General features: G+C 60.1%; 21 protein-coding genes. 15 read left to right on the forward strand and 6 right to left on the reverse strand.

All coding sequences use genetic code 11. The features are described 5' to 3' along the window. The coding region (locus J2Y56_RS21910) for an aldehyde dehydrogenase family protein (RefSeq protein WP_310352689.1) at window positions 1-674 on the reverse strand (674 nt) is incomplete at its 3' end. A gap of 564 nt (window positions 675-1,238) precedes the next feature. Between J2Y56_RS21910 and J2Y56_RS21915 the strand changes: the two genes are divergently transcribed. The 4 genes from J2Y56_RS21915 (at window position 1,239) to J2Y56_RS21930 (ending at window position 5,584) form a co-directional block, all read left to right on the forward strand. Next, complete coding sequence (locus J2Y56_RS21915) at window positions 1,239-3,152, forward strand: sigma-54-dependent Fis family transcriptional regulator (RefSeq protein WP_310352692.1); 1,914 nt, start codon at window positions 1,239-1,241, stop codon at window positions 3,150-3,152. 176 nt (window positions 3,153-3,328) lie between these two features. Beyond that, a complete protein-coding gene (gene mpl, locus J2Y56_RS21920) occupies window positions 3,329-4,678 on the forward strand; it encodes a UDP-N-acetylmuramate:L-alanyl-gamma-D-glutamyl-meso-diaminopimelate ligase (RefSeq protein ID WP_310337022.1) in 1,350 nt (449 codons plus the stop codon). Next, on the forward strand, window positions 4,678-5,307 hold the full coding sequence (gene ubiX, locus J2Y56_RS21925) for a flavin prenyltransferase UbiX (protein WP_310337148.1): 630 nt from the start codon (window positions 4,678-4,680) through the stop codon (window positions 5,305-5,307). Before mpl ends, ubiX begins: the two co-directional genes overlap by 1 nt. Further along, window positions 5,300-5,584 (forward strand): YceK/YidQ family lipoprotein, encoded by a 285-nt coding sequence (locus J2Y56_RS21930; protein ID WP_007946683.1) that lies wholly within the window; start codon window positions 5,300-5,302, stop codon window positions 5,582-5,584. The genes ubiX and J2Y56_RS21930 overlap by 8 nt, the downstream gene beginning before the upstream one ends. A gap of 111 nt (window positions 5,585-5,695) precedes the next feature. On the opposite strand, the gene J2Y56_RS21935 is transcribed toward J2Y56_RS21930, so the two are convergent. From J2Y56_RS21935 to J2Y56_RS21945, 3 genes are all read right to left on the reverse strand, one after another. Further along, window positions 5,696-6,337, reverse strand: coding sequence for an oxidoreductase (locus J2Y56_RS21935; protein WP_007946682.1), 642 nt, complete (start codon window positions 6,335-6,337; stop codon window positions 5,696-5,698). A 27-nt stretch (window positions 6,338-6,364) separates the two neighbouring features. Then, window positions 6,365-8,083 (reverse strand): C13 family peptidase, encoded by a 1,719-nt coding sequence (locus J2Y56_RS21940; protein ID WP_310352695.1) that lies wholly within the window; start codon window positions 8,081-8,083, stop codon window positions 6,365-6,367. A gap of 101 nt (window positions 8,084-8,184) precedes the next feature. Continuing rightward, entirely contained in the window at window positions 8,185-8,640 is a 456-nt protein-coding gene (locus J2Y56_RS21945) for a MaoC family dehydratase (protein WP_310337024.1), read from the reverse strand. Window positions 8,641-8,836: 196 nt separating this feature from the next. On the opposite strand from J2Y56_RS21945, the gene J2Y56_RS21950 reads away from it, so the two are divergent. Genes J2Y56_RS21950 through J2Y56_RS21960 form a run of 3 tightly spaced genes read left to right on the forward strand, consistent with a single transcriptional unit; the run spans window position 8,837 to window position 10,513 of the window. Next, window positions 8,837-9,199: a CidA/LrgA family protein gene (locus J2Y56_RS21950; protein WP_310352698.1), complete on the forward strand. Its 363-nt coding sequence runs from the start codon at window positions 8,837-8,839 to the stop codon at window positions 9,197-9,199. Next, window positions 9,196-9,912, forward strand: coding sequence for an LrgB family protein (locus tag J2Y56_RS21955; RefSeq protein WP_007946677.1), 717 nt, complete (start codon window positions 9,196-9,198; stop codon window positions 9,910-9,912). Before J2Y56_RS21950 ends, J2Y56_RS21955 begins: the two co-directional genes overlap by 4 nt. Window positions 9,913-9,922: 10 nt before the next feature. Further along, complete coding sequence (locus J2Y56_RS21960) at window positions 9,923-10,513, forward strand: LON peptidase substrate-binding domain-containing protein (protein WP_310352701.1); 591 nt, start codon at window positions 9,923-9,925, stop codon at window positions 10,511-10,513. Window positions 10,514-10,534: 21 nt separating this feature from the next. Here the strand turns inward: J2Y56_RS21960 and J2Y56_RS21965 are convergent, their stop codons facing one another. Beyond that, entirely contained in the window at window positions 10,535-11,851 is a 1,317-nt protein-coding gene (locus J2Y56_RS21965) for a bifunctional DedA family/phosphatase PAP2 family protein (RefSeq protein ID WP_310352703.1), read from the reverse strand. A gap of 179 nt (window positions 11,852-12,030) precedes the next feature. After that, window positions 12,031-12,729 carry a DNA-3-methyladenine glycosylase gene (locus J2Y56_RS21970; RefSeq protein ID WP_310352704.1) on the reverse strand — a complete coding sequence of 233 codons (699 nt, stop codon included), beginning with the start codon at window positions 12,727-12,729 and terminating at the stop codon, window positions 12,031-12,033. Between the two features lie 189 nt (window positions 12,730-12,918). Between J2Y56_RS21970 and J2Y56_RS21975 the strand changes: the two genes are divergently transcribed. The 8 genes from J2Y56_RS21975 (at window position 12,919) to J2Y56_RS22010 (ending at window position 21,006) form a co-directional block, all read left to right on the forward strand. Next, the gene (locus tag J2Y56_RS21975; protein ID WP_007946673.1) at window positions 12,919-14,190 is read left to right on the forward strand and encodes a glutamate-5-semialdehyde dehydrogenase; all 1,272 of its coding nucleotides are present in this window, start codon (window positions 12,919-12,921) and stop codon (window positions 14,188-14,190) included. Between the two features lies 1 nt (window position 14,191). After that, a complete protein-coding gene (gene nadD / locus J2Y56_RS21980) occupies window positions 14,192-14,881 on the forward strand; it encodes a nicotinate-nucleotide adenylyltransferase (RefSeq protein ID WP_274517762.1) in 690 nt (229 codons plus the stop codon). 71 nt (window positions 14,882-14,952) lie between these two features. Then, on the forward strand, window positions 14,953-15,447 hold the full coding sequence (gene rsfS, locus J2Y56_RS21985) for a ribosome silencing factor (protein ID WP_007946671.1): 495 nt from the start codon (window positions 14,953-14,955) through the stop codon (window positions 15,445-15,447). Between the two features lie 9 nt (window positions 15,448-15,456). After that, entirely contained in the window at window positions 15,457-15,924 is a 468-nt protein-coding gene (rlmH, locus tag J2Y56_RS21990) for a 23S rRNA (pseudouridine(1915)-N(3))-methyltransferase RlmH (RefSeq protein ID WP_007937439.1), read from the forward strand. Window positions 15,925-15,934: 10 nt separating this feature from the next. Continuing rightward, complete coding sequence (mrdA, locus tag J2Y56_RS21995; RefSeq protein WP_007946670.1) at window positions 15,935-17,830, forward strand: penicillin-binding protein 2; 1,896 nt, start codon at window positions 15,935-15,937, stop codon at window positions 17,828-17,830. A gap of 31 nt (window positions 17,831-17,861) precedes the next feature. Beyond that, entirely contained in the window at window positions 17,862-18,965 is a 1,104-nt protein-coding gene (gene rodA / locus J2Y56_RS22000) for a rod shape-determining protein RodA (protein WP_162131650.1), read from the forward strand. A 17-nt stretch (window positions 18,966-18,982) separates the two neighbouring features. Next, window positions 18,983-19,993, forward strand: coding sequence for a lytic murein transglycosylase B (gene mltB, locus J2Y56_RS22005; protein ID WP_310352706.1), 1,011 nt, complete (start codon window positions 18,983-18,985; stop codon window positions 19,991-19,993). Further along, window positions 19,993-21,006: a septal ring lytic transglycosylase RlpA family protein gene (locus J2Y56_RS22010; RefSeq protein WP_007946667.1), complete on the forward strand. Its 1,014-nt coding sequence runs from the start codon at window positions 19,993-19,995 to the stop codon at window positions 21,004-21,006. The genes mltB and J2Y56_RS22010 overlap by 1 nt, the downstream gene beginning before the upstream one ends. The last annotated feature ends 177 nt before the right edge of the window (window positions 21,007-21,183 follow it).

Consider the following 21,183-nt stretch of genomic DNA (forward strand, 5'->3'; position numbering starts at 1 on the left):
TCGCCGGCTTCTTTGCCATAGCCTTGCACGATGTTCAGCACACCGGGCGGCAGCAGGTCGCCAATCAGCTCGACCAGTACGGTAATGCCCAGCGGAGTCTGCTCGGCAGGCTTGAGCACCACGCAGTTACCGGCAGCCAGGGCTGGGGCGAGTTTCCAGGCGGCCATCAGGATCGGGAAGTTCCACGGGATGATCTGCCCGACCACCCCCAGTGGTTCGTGGATGTGATAGGCGACGGTATTGCCGTCGATCTCGGCAGCGCTGCCTTCCTGGGCGCGGATGCAACCGGCGAAGTAGCGGAAGTGGTCGGCGGCCAGCGGGATGTCGGCGTTGAGGGTTTCGCGAACGGCTTTGCCGTTGTCCCAGGATTCGGTGATTGCCAGCAGTTCGAGGTTTTGCTCGATGCGGTCGGCGATTTTCAGCAGCACCAGCGAACGCGCCTGGGCGGACGTGGCACCCCAGGCATCGGCAGCGGCGTGGGCAGCGTCCAGGGCCTTGTCGATGTCTTCGGCGGAGGAGCGCGGGAATTCGGCAATCGGTTGGCCATTCACTGGCGAGGTATTGGTGAAGTACTGACCTTTGACAGGCGCGACGAACTCGCCGCCGATGTAGTTACCGTATTTGGCCTTGAACGAAACGATAGCGCCTTCAGTACCGGGGTGAGCGTAACGCATGGTGGATTCTCCTTGGCTATTGTGCTTATCAGACTCGGCCCGAAAACTGCCTGCGCGACGATCATGCTGCGTTAAAAACAGACTCGGAATGCTCATGTAGGTCCCCTACACTCCGCTTCCTCATCTGTTTTTGCCTTGCCTGATCGCCGCTCGGCGAGTTTTCGTACCAACCCTGGGGAGAGCGCATGTGCGCTTGTATAAGCGTAGAGCAAAGGTCGGGCCATTGCCTTGCAGGGCAGGCAAATCAAGGCCTTGCGTGATTTTTGTCGGACCGGCGGGTGTGCGCTGTGACGCTTTCGGTACAACCCCGTGACACTTTGTACCGCGTGTGGCACAGCCTGTGACCGGGCGGTCTTGCCAGCATTGCAATGCACGCTAGGCTGGAGGATGCTCGGACTCGCGCTCCCTGTAGCAGCTGCCGAAGGCTGCGTCCGAGTGCGCAGCGCTCGCCTCGTTTTCGCCATGCATACGGGACACAGGTTTTACGACTGCTTCGCAGCCGGACGCAGCCTTCGGCAGCTGCTACACGGGGCGAGCCAGATCTTGTGGGGAGAATAATAAGAAATGCACGACAATCATTTGAGTCGCCATGCCCAACAAGTCTTGACCGTGACTCAGGGCAAATCGCACCTGCACGGCCCAGGCAGCGACCCCTCCATTGCCCGCTCCTGGCTGCGCTGTCTTGAGGATTATCACCTCGACCCGGCCCTGACGATGGCGCCCACCGTCCTGGAACATGGCCGCGTGTTGGAAAGTCGCGAGCGATTGCAGCAAGTGCTGCACATCGCCGGCAATGAAATGTCCAGCCTCCACCAACAACTCTCCGGTGCCGGCCATGCAGTGCTGCTGACGGATGCCCGAGGTGTGATCCTCAATTGCGTTACTGCTCCCGCCGAGCGGAAAATTTTCGAGCGCGCCGGCCTCTGGCTCGGTGCCGACTGGAGCGAAGCCTGCGAAGGCACCAACGGCATCGGTACTTGCCTGGTGGAGCGGCAGTCGCTGACCATCCATCAAGACGAACACTTTCGCGGTCGCCACACTGGCCTGACCTGCTCGGCGAGCCCGGTGTTCGACCCGCATGGCGAACTGCTGGCGGTGCTCGACGTGTCTTCGGCGCGCCACGATGTCTCGCGCCAGAGCCAGTTCCACACCATGGCCCTGGTCAATCTGTCGGCGAAGATGATCGAGAGCTGCTATTTCCTGCGTTATTTCGATAATCAATGGCTGCTGCGTTTTCACTTGCAGGCCGAGTCTGTCGGGTTGTTCAGCGAAGGGCTGCTGGCCTTCGACGGGGAAGGGCGGATCTGCGCGGTCAATCAAAGCGCCCTGAACCTGCTCGGGCACATTCGCGGTGGCTTGCTGGGCAAGCCGGTGGAAGCATTTTTCGATTGTTCGCTGGATGAGTTGCTCGGCCGCGCCAGTGTGAATGCCAGCGCCAGTTGGCCGCTGCGCACCCGCGACGGCCGGAGTCTGTTTGCCGTATTGCGCGGCAAGCCGCGCAGCATTCCAGTGCCTGTGGTGCAAAGTCCGGCGATTGCCGAACGTCCAAGGCTGTCGGGCATCTGCATTGGTGATGCCGCTTTGCAGGAGGATTTTCGCAAGTCGCTGCGGGTGTTCGAGCGCGATGTCCCGCTGCTGATCAACGGCGAAACCGGTTCCGGCAAAGAGGCGTTTGCCAAAGCTGTGCATCAGGCCAGTCAACGGGCGGAAAAAGCCTTCGTCGCGCTCAACTGCGCGGCCATTCCTGAAAGCCTGATCGAGAGCGAACTGTTCGGCTATCGCGGCGGCAGCTTCACCGGCGCGCGCAAGGAAGGCATGCGGGGCAAGTTGCAGCAGGCCAATGGGGGGACCCTGTTTCTCGACGAAATCGGCGACATGCCGCTGGCCTTGCAGACCCGGCTTTTAAGGGTGTTGGAAGATCGACAGGTAGTGCCTATTGGCGGGGAGCCCGAGGCGGTTAATGTGCGAATCATCAGCGCCACTCACCGTAATCTGCTGGATCGGGTGCAGGACGGCAGCTTCCGTGAGGATTTGTATTACCGGCTCAATGGGCTGGAAGTGGCGTTGCCGGCATTGCGTGAGCGTAGTGATAAATCGCAGCTGCTCGATTTTTTACTGGCCGAAGAGGCGGGAGGGGAAACCATCCTGATCGACGGACCGGCGCGGGAAGCCTTGCTGGGTTTTGCCTGGCCAGGCAACGTACGGCAATTGCGCAATGTGCTGCGCACCTTGGCGGCATTGTGTGACGGCGGGCGGATCGGGCTTGCGGATTTGCCGGCGATGATTCGTCAGGCGCGTCCGGTGTTGGCTGTAGAAGAGTCATCGAACCATCCCCTGGAAGATGCCGAGCGATTGGCGTTGTTGAGCGCGCTGGAGCACACGCATTGGCATATGACCCATACCGCTGAGCAGTTGGGGGTGAGCCGCAATACCCTCTACAGGAAGCTGCGCAAGCACGGTATTGCCCGCTCGGCGTAACTGATCGTTCCTACGCTCCGCGTGGGAATGCCTCCCCGGACGCTCCGCGTCCACCCATGGGACGCAGAGCGTCCCTCGCTGCATTCCCACGCAGAGCGTGGGAACGATCATCAAAGACAAGGTGCGATTTTCCCCTCCCTACGCTAACCTGCGGCCATGTTTTACGAGGTCGACTAATGCACATTCATATTCTGGGTATCTGCGGCACTTTCATGGGTTCGATGGCGGTTCTGGCCAAAGAACTGGGCCATCACGTGACCGGCTCCGATGCCAACGTCTATCCGCCGATGAGCACTCAGCTTGAGGCTCAGGGCATTGAGTTGACCCAAGGCTACGATCCTTCACAGCTCGATCCGGCACCGGATCTGGTGGTGATTGGCAACGCCATGTCGCGAGGCAACCCGGCCGTCGAATACGTGCTGAACAAAGGCCTGCCGTACGTCTCCGGTCCACAATGGCTGGCCGATCACGTGCTGCAAGGCCGCTGGGTGCTGGCCGTCGCCGGTACTCATGGCAAAACCACCACCAGTAGCATGCTCGCCTGGGTCCTGGAGCACGCGGGCATGAGCCCGGGCTTCCTGATCGGCGGCGTGCCACAGAATTTTTCGGTGTCGGCGCGCTTGGGCGGCACGCCGTTCTTCGTGATCGAAGCCGATGAATATGACAGCGCCTTCTTCGATAAACGCTCCAAGTTTGTTCACTACCGCCCGCGCACGGCGATCCTGAACAATCTTGAGTTTGATCACGCCGACATCTTCCCCGATCTGCCGGCCATCGAGCGGCAATTTCACCATTTGGTGCGGACCATTCCGAGCGAAGGCCTGGTGATCCATCCGACCACCGAACCGGCGTTGCAACGCGTTATCGAAATGGGCTGCTGGACGCCGGTGCAAACCACCGGTGCAGGCGGTCAGTGGCAGGTCAAACTGCTCAGCGAAGACGGGTCGAAATTTGAAGTGATGTTCGAAGGCGTCGCCCAAGGCATGGTCGATTGGGACATGACCGGTCAGCACAACGTGGCCAATGCCTTGGCTACATTGGCGGCCGCGCGGCATGTCGGCGTGGTGCCTTCCATGGGTATCGCCGCGTTGAGCGCGTTCAAAAGCGTGAAGCGGCGCATGGAAAAAGTCGCCGAGGTACGCGGTATCACCATCTACGACGACTTCGCCCACCACCCGACCGCCATCGCCACCACCCTGGATGGCCTGCGCAAACGCATCGGCGATGCGCCTTTGATCGCGATCATCGAGCCGCGCTCCAACTCCATGAAGCTCGGCGCGCACCGCGACGGTTTGCCGGAAAGCGTGGCCGATGCCGACCAGGTGATCTGGTACGCCCCGGCCAACCTCGGCTGGGATCTGGCCGGTACTGCCGCGTTGTGCACCGTGCCATCGATAGTCAGCGATTCGCTGGAAGGCATCATCGAGCGCGTTAAGAGTCAGGCTCAGCCCGGTACTCACGTGGTGATAATGAGCAATGGCGGCTTCGGCGGCCTGCACGGCAAACTCGCCGAGGCGCTGCAATGATCAGCGGCCCGGATCGCATCACGCTGGCCATGACCGGCGCTTCCGGCGCCCAATATGGTTTGCGTCTGCTCGATTGCCTGGTGCGCGAAGATCGCGAAGTGCACTTCCTGATTTCCAAGGCGGCGCAGCTGGTGATGGCCACCGAGACTGACGTCACGCTGCCGCCAAAACCGCAAATGATGCAGGCTTTCCTCACCGAATACACCGGCGCGGCGGCCGGGCAAATCAAGGTGTATGGCAAGGAAGACTGGATGTCGCCGGTGGCTTCGGGCTCCGGTGCACCTGCGGCGATGGTGGTGGTGCCGTGTTCCACGGGGACGTTGTCGGCCATAGCGACCGGTGCCTGCAACAACCTGATCGAACGTGCCGCCGACGTCACCTTGAAGGAGCGTCGCCAGTTGATCCTGGTCCCGCGTGAAGCGCCGTACTCGAGCATTCATCTGGAACACATGCTCAAACTGTCGAACATGGGCGTGACGATCCTGCCGGCTTCGCCAGGCTTCTATCATCAGCCGCAAACCATCGATGATTTGATCGACTTTGTCGTGGCGCGGATTCTCAATCTGTTGAATATTCCGCAGGACATGCTGCCACGTTGGGGCGAGCACCATTTGAGCAGCGATGAATAAGCTACTGGTCCTTCTGCTGGTGTTGCAACTGACGGGCTGCGCCACCGCGCGCACCCTTGATGCCGCCAAACCCGGAGCGCCTCTGGTGTATGCGGGGACGCGTCTGGATTTGTACGCCATGAACGGCGGGTGCTGTGCCATGGACCGCTTTGGCGCAGAAGCGCCGAAGTACCCCGGCGTCGACCTGCCGGCCAGCGCTTTGCTCGACACGCTGTTGTTGCCGTTGTCGGTGTTGACGGTGATCGGGGTGAGTTTTCAGGCAACGGGCGGGTTGTAGCATGTGGCTGATCGTTCCCACGTCGAGGCGTCGAACCGTCTGCTTTGGCATGTGACGCGGAGCGTCACGGGCTGCATTCCCACGCAGAGCGTGGGAACGATCTTTACGGAATTATTTACCTAGCTTGCGCAACTCATCCGATTCGACAACCCGCACCCCATCCTGCTCTTCCAGCGCAAGCCGCCACATCGCCCGAGCCAGTTGGCAGGCTTCGATGCCGTGGTATTTACCGGGGATCAGGCGCGACAGCGGGCCGGCAATTTTCTCACCCAGACGTGGCGTGATGCGATCACCGAGCAACAGAGAAGGGCGGCAAATGGTCAGTTGCGGCCAATCCTGCGCGCGCAATGCGTATTCCATCTCGCCTTTAACCCGGTTGTAGAAAATCGAGGATCTGCGATCAGCGCCCAAGGCGCTGATGACGATCAAGTGGCGTGCGCCCATTTCTCGCGCGCGTTTGGCAAACGCCACGACCATGTCCAGGTCCACCGCGCGAAACGCTTCTTCGGAGCCGGCCTGTTTGATCGTGGTGCCGAGGCAGCAGTAGGCGATGTCGACGCGGCCGTTCAGTTGCGGCAGAAACACCGTCGGGTCGCCGACCGGGTTTTCGAGGTGCGGATGTTTGGCCAGTGGTCGGCGTGAAGGGGCCAATACTCTTGAAATCGTGGGTTCATTGAGCAAGCGATCAAGCAAGTGTTCACCGGTCAACCCGGTAGCTCCGGCAAGCAATACATGCTGAGGCGTCAAGTACATAGTGTTTCTCCCTTGATACTGTTCAGCTTAGTTGTTCTTTGAATCCTTGCTGTCGGTAGAGATACTTTGTAGCGCTTTTCGTGCCTGCTGCTTGCGTAAAAGCTGCCAGCGCGAGATCACCGCTTTAGGCGCCCACATCTGCGGCTCAGAGGCCTCGAAGCTGTCCGCCAGTTCGCGCTCGGCGACGGTAGCCTTGGCCAGTTTGAAGGCGTGCTCCAGGTCGTCGGTCTGGTTCAGCGCCTGGGCGAACAGGGCGTCGCCGAAGTAGGTGGAGTTGGCTTCTTCGGAGCAGCCGAAGGACACACGGTCTGCCCGCGAAGCGGTGATGATCAAGGTGCGTTCGTCTTTCAATGCGGGAATGAAACCGCCGGAATAGCAGGCCGAAATCACAATGATCTTGTCGCGGTTCTTCAACGGTGCAAGCACCGCAGCGAGCTCATCGGCTGGCAGATCGGGCAGTTCCATGCGCGGCTGATCGAGCACCAGTTCGTGTTCGCTGGTGCCGTGGCTGGTCAGGTAAATGAAGATCAGGTCTTCTGGGCCGGTACGCTCGGCCAGCGTCAACGCGGCGCGGCGCAGGTTTTCCCGGGTGGCCATCGGCCGGTCGACGAGATGGTCGCGATGATTCACCAGACGGATCTGGCCAAATGCACCGAAGCGGCTGGCGAGCATGTTGCTGACGTAATCGGATTCGCGCAGGAACACGCTTTGTTTGCCGTCACCGCCCAAGGTCAGGGTGTACAACTCGATGGCGGGAGTCGATTCCGGAACGTTACGCAGCGCGTCGTCGAGCAAGCGGCCCTGAGCCAGCAACCCGAGCTCCAGGCTGTCGGGCAGCAGTTTGCCGTCGGCGTCTCGCACACGTTGGCCATTGATCCAGGTGCCGCTTTGCACGGTGCCGTCAGTCAGCACCAGCGTGCCGCGTCCCGAGTAACCGTCATTGTCGAACTGGCCGGTGTAGAAGCTGCCGTCCGGCAGGTTCAGTCGCCCCTGGCCGGTGAAGCGCCAGTCGCTGAACCGGCCGATGTAATGGCTGCCATCGGCACCGATCAACTCGCCCTTGCCGTTCAGCGAACCTTCCTTGAACTGACCCAGCCAGACATCACCGTCGGCATTCTCGTAGCGGCCCTTGCCATGCAGTTGATTGTTCTTGAAACCGCCGACGTAAATGTCGCCCTCAGCGCTGTTGAACGTTCCGTTGCCCTCCAGCTGTCCGTTGACAAAATGTCCGGTGAACTGATTGCCGCTGGCGTCGCCGCGCTGGCCTTCACCGTTCGGCTTGCCTTGGGTGAACTGGCCCTGGTAGGAGCTGCCGTCGTCGAGTTCGAGACGACCGAGCCCTGAATATTGATCGGCCTTGAATTCGCCGCGATAGGTCATGCCGTTTTCTTTGAGCGTGCCTTCGCCATCGCGCCGACCGAGTTTGAACCCGCCGGTGTATTCGCTGCCCGGCGTGGTCAGCGTGCCTTGGCCGTCGAACAGGCCCTGATTGAATTGCCCGCGAAAGACTTCGCCGTTGCTGCCATGCCATTCGCCTTGGCCATGCCATTGACCCTTGTCGAACTCGCCGGCGTACCAGCTCTTGTTCGGGTAGTCGATGCGGCCCTGGCCTTGCAGCAACCCGTCGACCAGATCCCCGCGATAGCGTCCACCGTCCGGCAAGCGGGCATCGGGAGGCATCAGCGATTCGTCATCGCCGCACGCGGTGAGCAACAGGGTCAAGGCAAGGAGTGCAAGTGAGCGCATAGCGGGATCCGGGCAATTAGGCGACGGAGTATGCCGCAGCTATGTGTCGTATATATAGAGACGGGCGCGAAACAGCGTGAGCTGCTTCGCATCCGGGAGAGTTATACGAAACAGAGGGACAGGGATTCAGCGACATACGCCGGTTTGTCAGAGCCTTCTATCTCAAGGGTGGTGGTGGCCTTGAGTAACCATTGGCCCGGTTTTTTCTCGGTGACGTCGGACAGATCGACTTTGAGGCGCACTTTCGAATTGACCTTGACCGGTTGAATGAAACGCACGCCGTCGAGACCGTAGTTGACGACCATCTTCACGCCTTCGGGGACGATCAGAATGTCCTCCATCAGTTTCGGGATCAATGACAGTGACAGGAATCCATGGGCGATGGTGCTGCCAAAAGGTGTTTGAGCGGCTTTGACCGGGTCGACATGAATAAACTGAAAGTCACCTGTGGCTTCGGCGAACAGGTTGATGCGTTCCTGATCGATGGTGAGCCATTCGGAACGTCCGAGTTCCTTGCCGACATAATCTTTGAGTTCTGCAACCGGAACATGGGGCATTGAGACTCTCCTTGGGTTTCATCGGATTTATAGTTTTTCGAGTAGAGGGATTTCACTTCTCAGTGAACCACTTTAGATCAACATGGCAAATTGCTCCGGTCAACTGAACATGCTTTTCGCGAATGCCGATCCATAGCGCCGACGTGCTTATAATGCTCGGCCCCTTTTTGGTGGGAAGAGCGCGGGAGATAACCGGATGTTGTTACGTGGCCTGACCTGGCTGGTGCTGTTCCAATTGCTGGGCACAGCCATCAACCACTTGTTTTTATCGGTGCTGCCGGGGCCGATTATTGGCTTGTTGCTGTTGCTGGTGTACCTGATTTCACGCGGGCAAGTCGGCGATTCGCTGAGCCTGGCGGCCAGTAGCCTGCTGCGTTACCTGCCGTTGTTGCTGGTGCCGCCGGCCGTGGGCGTGATGGTGTATGCCAAGGACATAGCGGCGGACTTCTGGGCCATCGTCGGTGCACTGGTGTTGTCCCTGTTGTTGTCCATGGCGTTTGCCGGGGTACTGATGCAGCGCATGGTCAAGCGTCACGTCCCGCGTGGAGATGACCAATGACCCTTGATTGGCACGGCGCGCTCGACGCGGTGATTCATCATCCGTTATTCGGCATCGGCATTACGTTGGGCGCTTATCAGTTGGTGTTGGCGGCTTTCGAAAAAACCCGCTGGATCTTTTTGCAACCGGTACTGGTCTCCATGATGGTGGTGATCGGTGTTCTCCTGGCTTGCGGCCTGACGTACGCCGAATACCGCAAGAGCACCGAGATCCTCAGTATTTTGCTCGGGCCTGCGACCGTTGCGCTGGCCGTGCCGCTGTACCTCAATTTGCGACGGATTCGGCAGTTGTTCTGGCCGATTTTTACTACGCTGGTGATAGGTGGCGTGGTGGCGACGGGCATGGGCGTGTTGCTGGGCTGGGGGTTCGGTGCCGGGCACATGGTCCTGATGACCATGGCGCCCAAGTCGGTGACGTCACCGATTGCCATGCTGGTGGCCGAGCAGATCGGCGGCGTCGCAGCGCTGGCAGCCGTGTTCGTGTTGATCACCGGTGTGATCGGTGCGATCTTCGGCCCGAGTCTGTTGACCCGGCTCGGCGTGCACAGTCCTGAGGCCCGCGGTATGGCATTGGGCATGACCGCCCATGCGGTCGGCACCTCGGTGGCCTTGCAAGAAAGCGAAGAGTGCGGCGCGTTTGCGGCGCTGGCGATGAGTCTGATGGGCGTGGCCACGGCGGTGTTCCTGCCGTTGGCGGTGTCGATGGTGGTGTAAGGAAATGTCTATGAGCTTGCCGCTTTTTCCACTGAATACTGTGCTGTTTCCTGGCTGCATCCTTGACTTGCAGATCTTCGAAGCGCGCTACCTGGACATGATCAGCCGCTGCATGAAGCAGGGCGGCGGTTTCGGTGTGGTATGCATCCTCGACGGCGAAGAAGTCGGCGTCGCGCCGGCCGGGTATGCCATGGTGGGATGTGAAGCGCTGATCACCGATTTCAAGCAGCAGGACAACGGCTTGCTGGGGATTCGGGTACAGGGCGGGCGGCGTTTCCATGTCTTGCGCACCGAAGTGCAGCGCGACCAGTTGACCGTCGCCGACGTCGAGTGGCTGGAAGACGAACCTGAGCAGCCGTTGCAGGATGAAGACGCCGACCTGGTGGCATTGCTCAAGGCGTTGGCGGAACACCCTATGGTCGAAGCGTTGAACATGGGCACTGAGGCAACCGGGCAACAATCATTGGCGAATCAGTTGGCCTATTTGCTGCCGTTCGCGGAAGTGGACAAGATTGACCTGCTGCAACTCGATGATCCGCAGCAGCGACTGGATGCGATTCAGGCGCTGCTGGATGAGTTGCAGGGAGAGTTGTTTGCCTGATTGCGGCTGATAGATTGCACGTCAATACGCATACCGCAACATCGCATGCGGCAAGTGCCGAAACGCAAAGAACGCAAACAACGCCAACAGCGCCGGCAACACCAGCCACCAGACTTTGGGCGGCATGGCGTTGAGTGGTGTCTGGCGCTGACTCAGCCCCAAGCTCGCCGCGCAAACACAGGCAGCCAACATGGCACCGGCGAGTACGTCCGTCGGCCAATGCGCGCCCAGGTACACCCGAGACAACGCAATCACCAGTGCCGGCAAACAACCCAGCAGCAGCCAGGTCAGGCGCATTCGCGGTGGTTGTCCACGACCTGCCAGAACCGCAAGGGTCAGGAACAGCGCGAATGACCCCGAGGCATGGCCGCTGGGCATGCTGTAGCTGGTCAGCGGGTCGCTGAGTATTTCCGGGCGCACGCGGGCGAAGAAGTATTTGGTTGCCGTATTTCCCAGTGCGGTGCAGAGCAGGGTGCTGCCGGCAAAAATCGCCTGCCGCCATTGTCGCGCGATCAGCAGCAGGCCGGTCACCAGTGCACTGAGCAGTAGCATGTTGCGAAACTCGCCCATCAGCGTAAAGGTGACGGCCACTTCATCGAGCATCGGGCTGCGGTGTTCCTGTACCAGCGTCATCAGACCCTGATCAAGCGCGGTCAGGTGCGGATAGCCGATAAACAGTCCCGCCAGAATCAGGAGGCTCAACCCGGCAATGAGAATCGTCGCCTTGCGATGGCGGCGCAGGCTGCTGGTGACGCTCAAACCAATCATGACGGCAATAGCGCCGGCGACGACTCCCGCCTCAGGCCAGAAACCTTCCGGCAATGGCAGCCGAATTGCCGCCCCTGTCGCCCAGCCGGGCAGCAGATACGCGACACTCCAGCCAGCGGCAGCCAGCAGGCTGACGGCGAAAAATCGCGGGAATGGCATATCGAACATCCCGGCAACCATCGGCAACATCGGGCGCAGCGGCCCGATAAAGCGCCCGACCAACAGGCTGGCGATGCCATAGCGCTGGAAATACGCCTCGGCGCCCGCAATCCATTCCGGGTGATGGCGCAAGCCAGGCAGACGCCGGATATTCTGGTGGAAATGTCGCCCCAGGAAGTACGAAACGACGTCACCCAGCACCCCGGCAACGAACCCCAGCAGCAGGGTTTCACTCAACGACAGCGCGCCACTGCCGGCCAGGACCGCCACGGCAAACAGCAACACCGTGCCGGGCACGATCAGCCCGGCAATCGCCAGGCATTCCACAAAAGCCACTATGAACACCGCCGCAGCCAGCCATTGCGGGTTGACCGTCAACCAACCGGTGATGCTATCGAGCCATGGGCCCATAAAAACAACTCCATCGAATGTTCAATTGGTCCCATGGGGGACGAACGCAATCTTCAATACACAATAGATCCCTTGTGGGAGCGAGCCTGCTAGCGAAAGCAGGCAGCCAGCCGACATGGATGTCGCCTGATACTCCGCTATCGCGAGCAGGCTCGCTCCTACAGGGGGGATATCAATCTTCAAGGCAGCAAAAAATAATCGCGACCTTCGACCTGCCCCCGTCGCAGCGGGTTGCGCGTGCAATACGGTGCATAAGCGGCATCGACAAAGCGGTACATCAAATGTTCATCGCGCCCATGGGGGATGCCCAGGCGCGTGGTCTGGATGATATGGGCGGGCGCCGGGCCGATGTCTTCCACCAGTAGCACTTCGTGATCGAAACGCTTGGCGTCCCAGACCGGCACTTTCAACCCCAGGGCCTTGCACAACAGCGTTTGCCCGGCACACAGCTTTTGCGAGGGGCGAGGGCGGCCTTGGGCGTCGGGGTTGTTCAACAGCATCTGCGCCAGACTCGCCGGCCCGCTCAGCTCATCGATCCACGGATAGGCGGATTTGATCAATACCGCATTGCCGGGGCCTTTTGCACTGAAATTCAGCGAATCGCCGCCACGGGCGTAATACATATAGATGTGGCCGCCATCCAGAAACAAAGCCTTACGTTTTTCTGTGTAGCCGAGGGAGGCGTGGCTGCCTTTTTCTTCAAAATAATAAGCTTCGGTTTCGATAATCCGGGCACTGAGCCACAGGTCACCGACACGGTGACGAATCACTTTGCCGAGTAAGTCCCGGGCCAGAGCTTGCGCGTCACGGTCGAAAAACGCATCCGCAAGCCCGGTGGGGCGGCTCGCAGCGCAGGTTCGAACAGTCAGGTTAGACATGATCAACGGCATTTATCAGGGCTGATTGAGCGCTGATGATAACAATTTGAAGCTTAAGCACGGCTGAACCCCAGCAAATTGACATCGATTTCGACCATCCGCCCGTCACCGCTGTTAGTCGGGGGGCGCGACAGCTATAATCTGCCGCTTTACTCTTTACCAAGACCTTAGCAAAGACTAAACCAGACCATGACTGAGTCCGTTCTTGACTACATGACCCGCCTGGGTCGCGCTGCCCGCGAAGCCTCTCGCGTCATTGGCTGTGCCAGCACCGCGCAGAAAAACCGCGCCTTGCAGGCTGCGGCCAATGCGCTGGACGCTGCACGCACCGAGTTGACGGCGGCCAATGAACTGGATTTGGCGGCGGGTCGTGCCAATGGTCTTGAACCTGCGTTACTGGAACGTCTGGCGCTGACCCCGGAACGCATCGACGGCATGATCGTCGGCCTGCGCCAGGTAGCAGCATTGCCCGACCCGGTCGGCGCGATTCGCGACATGAGCTTCCGGCCGTCGGGCATTCAAGTCGGTAAAATGCGCGTGCCGCTGGGCGTGATCGGGATCATCTACGAATCCCGTCCCAACGTGACCATCGATGCCGCCAGCCTGTGCCTCAAGTCTGGCAATGCCACCATCCTGCGGGGCGGTTCCGAAGCGATTCATTCCAATCGCGCCATCGCCGCCTGCATCCAGCGTGGTCTGGCCGAAGCCGAACTGCCGGCCGCCGTGGTGCAAGTAGTCGAAACTACCGACCGTGCCGCCGTGGGCGCGCTGATCACCATGCCGGAATACGTCGACGTCATCGTGCCCCGTGGTGGCCGTGGCCTGATCGAACGTGTCAGCCGCGACGCCCGCGTGCCGGTGATCAAGCACCTGGACGGCATCTGCCACGTTTACGTGAGTGAACATGCCGATCTGGCGAAAGCCCAGCGCATCGCGTTCAATGCCAAGACTTACCGTTATGGCATCTGCGGGGCCATGGAAACGCTGCTGGTTGATCAAACCGTTGCCAAAGACTTCCTGCCCTCGATGGCTGCACAGTTCCGCGAAAAAGGCGTTGAGCTGCGTGGTTGCGAGCGCACGCGTGCGATCATCGATGCCGTGGCGGCCACCGAAGAAGACTGGACCACCGAATACCTGGCGCCGATTCTGTCGATTCGAGTGGTCGACGGGCTGGAACAGGCCATCGAGCATATTAATAGGCACGGCTCCCATCACACTGACTCGATCGTCAGCGAAAACCTCGCCGACACACGGCGTTTTGTCGCGCAAGTCGATTCGTCGTCGGTGATGATCAACACCCCGACGTGCTTCGCCGATGGCTTCGAATACGGATTGGGTGCCGAGATTGGCATTTCTACTGATAAGCTGCACGCCCGCGGCCCGGTGGGTCTCGAAGGTTTGACCTGCGAGAAGTACATCGTGGTCGGTGATGGCCAGTTGCGCGGCCAGGCGTCGGTCTGACTTGGGCGACCTCGACCCGACAGCCCCAGCCACTTCAAGCGAGCCTCAACCTCGCCGGATTGGCATGCTGGGCGGTACGTTCGACCCGGTGCACATTGGCCATCTGCGCAGTGCGCTGGAAGTTGCCGAATCGCTGGCGCTCGATGAGTTGCGTCTGACGCCCAGTGCCAGGCCTCCGCATCGCGGTACGCCGCAAGTGTCGGCCAAAGACCGTCTGGCGATGGTCGAGTGCGCGGTGGCCGGTGTGGCACCGTTGGTGGTGGACGCCCGCGAATTGCAGCGGGACAAACCGTCCTACACTATTGATACCCTGGAACTGATGCGGGCTGAACTGGCCGCCCAGACCCAGGTTTTTCTACTTTTGGGCTGGGACGCATTTTGCGGCCTGCCCACTTGGCACCGCTGGGAAGAGTTGCTCCAGCATTGCCACATCCTGGTGCTGCAACGCCCGGATGCCGATAGCGAACCGCCGGATGCCTTGCGCAATCTGCTGGCAGCGCGCTCGGTAAGCGACCCGCTGGCCCTCAAAGGGCCGAGCGGACAGATTGCATTCGTCTGGCAGACACCGCTCGCGGTATCCGCCACCCAGATCCGTCAACTGCTGGCCAGCGGTAAGTCGGTACGTTTCCTGGTGCCCGACGCGGTCCTGGCCTACATCGATGCGCACGGACTTTACCGTGCGTCGAACTGAAAGAGGCGCGCTTCAAGGCACGTGATCACGTGTATCGAAGCCCCCGAACATATGAGCAAAACGAGTTTTATATGACTGACAAAGAACTACCAAAAGTAAAGCGCAAAGGCACATTCAAAAGCGCTCCGCTGCCAGTAGCAGCACCTACCGGCCCAGAGCTGGCCGGTGAAGAGCTGGTGAAGGTTGCCGTGGCGGCGCTGGAAGACGTCAAGGCCCAGGACATTCAGGTGATCGACGTTCGTGAAAAGCAGAGCATCACTGACTTCATGATCATCGCCACCGGTACGTCCAACCGCCAGATCGGCGCGATGCTGGACAAGGTTCGCGAAGCCGTCAAAGCCCAGGGCGTCAAGCCGCTGGGTGAAGAAGGCAAGGGCGACAGCGACTGGGTGCTGCTGGATATGGACGACGTCATCGTGCACATGATGACCGCCTCGGCTCGCCAGTTCTACGACCTGGAGCGTCTGTGGTCCGGCGCGGAACAGAGCCGTGCCCTGAACGCGGCTCACCACAGCCCGGAAAATACCCACGAGCATTTCATCAAGCTCAACAAAGACCAGCAATAAGGGCCCGCTGTGCGACTGCGACTGATCGCCGTCGGTTCACGGATGCCCAAGTGGGTGGAAGAAGGCTGGCATGAATATGCCAAGCGTCTTCCGTCCGAGCTGGCGCTGGAACTGGTGGAAATACCGCTCAATACCCGTGGCAAGAACGCCGACGTGGCGCGCTTCATCCGTCAGGAAGGCGAAGCCATGCTGGCCAAGGTCGGGCCGAACGAGCGTGTTGTCACCCTCGAAGTCCACGGCAAGCCCTGGAGCACTGAGCAGCTGGCGGTCGAACTCGATCGCTGGCGCCTGGACTCGCGCACGGTGAATTTCATGGTCGGCGGCCCCGAAGGGCTGGCGCCGGAAGTCTGTGCCCGAGCCGATCAGCGTTGGTCATTGTCGCCGTTGACGTTGCCGCACCCGCTGGTGCGAATCCTGATCGGCGAACAGCTGTATCGTGCCTGGACAGTCTTGTCCGGCCACCCTTACCACAAGTAGTTTTGCCCTCATGTCTCAGCCGATCCGTATCAAGGACCACGAAAAAGACGCCCGTCTGGTGCGTGGTCGCGTCGTGTTCGGTGCAATTGCAGTAGTCGCGCTTTTTTGTGTGCTGATTGCGCGGCTGTATTTCCTTCAGGTGATCCAGTACGAGTACCACTCGACCCTGTCGGAAAACAATCGCGTTCATGTGCAGCCGATTCCGCCCACCCGTGGGCTGATTTTCGATCGAAATGGCGTGGTGGTGGCCGATAACCGGCCCAGCTTCAGCCTGAGCATGACTCGCGAGCGCTCCGGCGACTGGCAGCAAGTGCTCGACGTGATCGTCGAAGTGCTGGAGATGACACCCGAGGACCGGGTGATCTTCGAGAAACGCATGCGTCAGGGGCGTCGGCCATTCGAGCCGGTGCCCATCCTGTTCGAGCTGACCGAAGAGCAGATCGCCCGGATCGCGGTGAACCAGTTCCGCCTGCCGGGCGTGGAAGTGGTCGCGCAGCTGGTGCGTCACTATCCGCAGGGCGCGCATTTTGCGCACTCGGTGGGTTACATGGGGCGGATCAACGAGAAAGAGCTCAAGTCACTGGATCCTGTGAGTTACAGCGGCACCCATCAAATTGGCAAAACCGGCATCGAACGTTTCTACGAGCCGGAATTGCACGGTCAGGTCGGTTACGAAGAAGTCGAAACCAACGCACGGGGCCGCGTATTGCGTGTGCTCAAGCGTACCGAACCGATTTCCGGCAAGGACATCGTCCTGAGCCTGGACATCAAATTGCAGGAAGCGGCCGAAGCGGCTCTGGGCGGTCGTCGTGGTGCCGTCGTGGCGCTGGACCCGAAAACCGGTGAAGTGCTGGCAATGGTCAGCCAGCCGAGTTTCGACCCGAACCTGTTCGTCACGGGTATCAGTTCCAAGGCCTATTCCGAACTGCGCGACTCCATCGACCGGCCGCTGTTCAATCGCGTGCTGCGCGGTCTGTACCCGCCGGGTTCTACCATCAAGCCAGCGGTGGCGATTGCCGGTCTGGATTCGGGTGTGGTCACCGCGTCGACCCGCGTGTACGACCCCGGTTATTACCAACTGCCCAATTACGATCACAAATACCGAAACTGGAACCGTACCGGCGACGGCTACGTGGATCTGGACACGGCGATCATGCGTTCCAACGATACCTACTTCTATGACCTGGCCCACAAGCTGGGAATCGACCGGTTGTCAGCCTATATGGGCAAGTTCGGCATCGGCCAGAAGGTCTCGCTGGACATGTTCGAAGAATCGCCGGGCCTGATGCCGTCCCGCGAGTGGAAGCGTGCGACCCGCCGCCAGGCCTGGTACCCGGGCGAAACCCTGATTCTGGGGATCGGTCAGGGCTATATGCAGTCCACGCCACTGCAACTGGCCCAAGCCACCGCGCTGGTGGCCAACAAGGGTGTGTGGAACCGTCCGCACCTGGCCAAGACGGTCGAAGGCGAGAAGCCCAAGGATGAAAATCCGATGCCCAATATTGTCCTGCGCGATCCGTCGGACTGGACCAAGGTCAACCACGGCATGCAGCAGGTGATGCACGGCGCTCGCGGTACGGCGCGCAAGGCTTCGATTGGCGCGCAATACCGGATCGCCGGCAAAAGTGGTACGGCTCAGGTGGTCGCGATCAAGCAGGGCGAGAAGTACGACCGTTCCAAGGTTCAGGAACGTCACCGCGACCACGCCTTGTTTGTCGGTTTTGCGCCTGCGGACAACCCGCAAATCGTGGTGTCGGTAATGGTCGAGAACGGCGAGTCCGGTTCCGGGGTCGCGGCGCCAGTGGTGCGCCAAATCATGGATGCCTGGCTCCTGGATCAGGACGGCCATCTCAAGGCCGAGTACGCCAGCCCTATCAGCGCGGAGGTTACGGCCCATGATGAATAATTTTGACCGCATGCTCTCCAGCGAGGATGTGATGCGTCGCCGCGCGACGTTGTTGCAACGCCTGCACATCGATGGCCCGCTGCTCATTCTGCTGCTGACCCTCGCCGCCGGCAGCCTGTTCGTGCTGTATTCGGCCAGCGGCAAGAGCTGGGACCTGCTGGCCAAGCAGGCCACTTCGTTTGGCATCGGTCTGGTGTCGATGATCGTCATCGCGCAGTTCGAACCGCGTTTCATGGCGCGGTGGGTGCCGGTCGGTTATGTGCTGGGTGTGCTGTTGCTGGTGGTGGTGGACGTCATGGGCCACAACGCCATGGGCGCCACGCGCTGGATCAACATCCCCGGAGTGATCCGCTTCCAGCCCTCGGAGTTTATGAAGATCCTGATGCCGGCAACCATCGCCTGGTATTTGTCCAAGCGCACCTTGCCGCCGCAACTCAAGCACGTGGCGGTCAGTCTGTTCTTGATTGGCTTGCCCTTTATCTTGATCGTGCGTCAGCCGGACCTGGGGACGTCGCTACTGATCCTGGCCGGTGGCGCGTTTGTACTGTTTATGGGTGGCTTGAAATGGCGCTGGATCATCAGCGTGCTGGCGGCTGCCGTGCCAGTGGCCGTGGGCATGTGGTATTTCATCATGCACGACTATCAGAAGCAGCGAATCCTGACGTTCCTCGACCCGGAGAGTGATCCGTTGGGGACTGGCTGGAACATTATTCAGTCGAAAGCCGCCATCGGTTCCGGTGGTGTGTTCGGCAAGGGCTGGCTGCTGGGCACCCAGTCGCACCTGGACTTCCTGCCGGAAAGCCACACCGACTTCATTATTGCGGTAATGGGTGAAGAGTTCGGCCTGGTCGGCATTTGCGCGTTGCTGTTGATTTACCTGCTATTGATTGGTCGCGGGCTGGTGATTACCGCTCAGGCCCAGACATTGTTCGGCAAATTGCTCGCAGGCAGTTTGACGATGACGTTTTTTGTTTATGTTTTCGTCAACATCGGTATGGTCAGTGGCCTGTTGCCGGTGGTGGGGGTGCCGTTGCCGTTCATTAGCTACGGAGGAACTTCGCTGGTAACGCTGCTGTCAGCGTTTGGGGTTTTGATGTCGATCCATACCCATCGTAAGTGGATCGCACAAGTTTGAATAAGGTGAAGATTTCAATGCAAGCAATGCGTGGCTGGGTGACTCGATACGCGCCATGGGTCGGCCTGGTAAGCATCCTTGGCACAACGCAGCACGCGTTGGCCGGCGACTACGAAGGCTCACCCCAGGTGGCCGAATTCGTCGGTGAAATGACCCGCGATTACGGTTTCGCCGGTGAACAGCTGATGGGCGTGTTCCGCGAAGCCGAGCGAAAGCAGTCGATTCTTGACGCGATCTCGAAACCCGCCGAACGGGTCAAGCAATGGAGCGAATACCGCCCGATGTTCATCACCGACGCGCGTATCGCCCGGGGAGTGGACTTCTGGCGTCAGCACGAAGCAGTGCTGGCACGTGCGGAGCAGGAATACGGTGTGCCGGCGCAGGTGATCGTCTCGATCATCGGCGTTGAAACCTTTTTCGGGCGCAATACCGGCAATTTTCGCGTGATCGACGCGTTGTCGACCCTGGGCTTCGACTATCCTCCCCGCGCTGAATTCTTCCGCAAGGAATTGCGGGAGTTCTTGCTGCTGGCCCGGGAAGAGCAGGTCGACCCGCTGACCCTCAAAGGCTCCTACGCAGGTGCCATGGGGTTGCCGCAGTTCATGCCGAGCAGTTTTCGCGCGTATGCGGTGGACTTCGACGGTGACGGTCACATTAATATCTGGACCAATCCCGACGATGCCATTGGTAGTGTCGCCAGTTACTTCAAGCGTCACGGTTGGGGCGCCGGCGAACCGGTGGTCAGCCGCGCCGATGTTCGAGGCGAGCAGGTGGATGCCGGTTTGACCACGGGCATCGAGCCGACTAAAACCGCGGGGGAGTTGCGGGCTCTAGGGTGGTCAAGTCATGATGCGCTGCGCGATGATATGCCGGTCACGGCTTTCCGCCTGGAAGGTGACAAGGGCCCCGAGTACTGGATGGGCCTGAAGAATTTTTATGCGATCACGCGTTATAACCGCAGCGTGATGTACGCCATGGCCGTACATCAACTGTCTGAACAGCTGGTCCAAGCACGGGGCGTCAAGTAATGCGGGCATTGCCTTTGAATAAACCCCTGCAGCTCATGGCTTTCGCCGCGTTGGCGGTGCTGCTCGCCAGTTGCTCGACCAGTCGCGCGCCGGCGCAGAAAACCTCGTCCACTGCCGTGCGCCCGACGCCGGGGCTGGACATCAACCGCGCCCACAAAGATGGCGCGCCGTGGTGGGATGTCGACGTGTCACGCATCCCGGATGCCACGCCGACCCTGCACTCTGGTCCTTATAAGGCCAACCCGTACACGGTGCTGGGCAAAACCTATTTCCCGCTGCAAGAATCCAAGACGTATGTCGCCTCGGGCACGGCGTCCTGGTATGGCACCAAGTTCCATGGCCAGAACACCGCCAACGGCGAGGTATACGACCTCTACGGCATGAGTGCGGCACACAAGACATTGCCACTGCCAAGTTATGTCCGGGTGACCAACCTGGACAACAACAAGAGCGTTATCCTGCGGGTCAACGACCGAGGGCCGTTTTATTCGGACCGCATCATCGACTTGTCCTATGCTGCCGCCAAAAAACTCGGTTACGCCGAAACCGGCACGGCGCGGGTCAAGGTCGAAGGCATCGACCCGCAACAGTGGTGGGCGCAAAAAGGCCGTCCGGCACCTTTGATGCTCAATGAACCGAAAGTCGCGCAAAATAGCGCCCCGGTGATTACGGCTTCGACCGGAACTGTCGAGCAATGGACCCCCCCGGCGCAGCAACACGCCGCGGCCGTTGTACCGGTTCAGATCGATGCAAAAAAAAACGCTTCTGTACCAGCCTCTGGCCAGTATCTGCAGGTGGGCGCGTTCGCCAACCCGGACGCTGCAGAACTCCTGAGATCGAAGCTCAGCGGGATGGTGAGCGCCCCGGTGTTCATCAGCTCGATCGTGCGCAATCAACAGACACTGCATCGGGTGCGCCTGGGGCCGATCGGCTCTCCGGGTGAAATCCAGCAAGTGCAGAACAGTGTGCGCATGGCCAATCTCGGTTCGCCGAGCCTGGTCACCGCCGAGTAATACGTAGTACCTGATTGACGGTTCACTTGCGATATAGGGGGTGAACCTGGTTGTTGGCTCGTTAAAGAACAAAAGCCCGGCAAGGGTTTTGAGTGAACAACCGAACACGCGACAGCTCGTAGGGTTTGTTCGAAAACTCGCCGAGCGGCGATCAGGCAAGGCAAAAACAGGTGAGGA

It is taken from the genome of Pseudomonas sp. BE134, assembly GCF_031456105.1.
Classification (GTDB): Bacteria; Pseudomonadota; Gammaproteobacteria; order Pseudomonadales; family Pseudomonadaceae; genus Aquipseudomonas.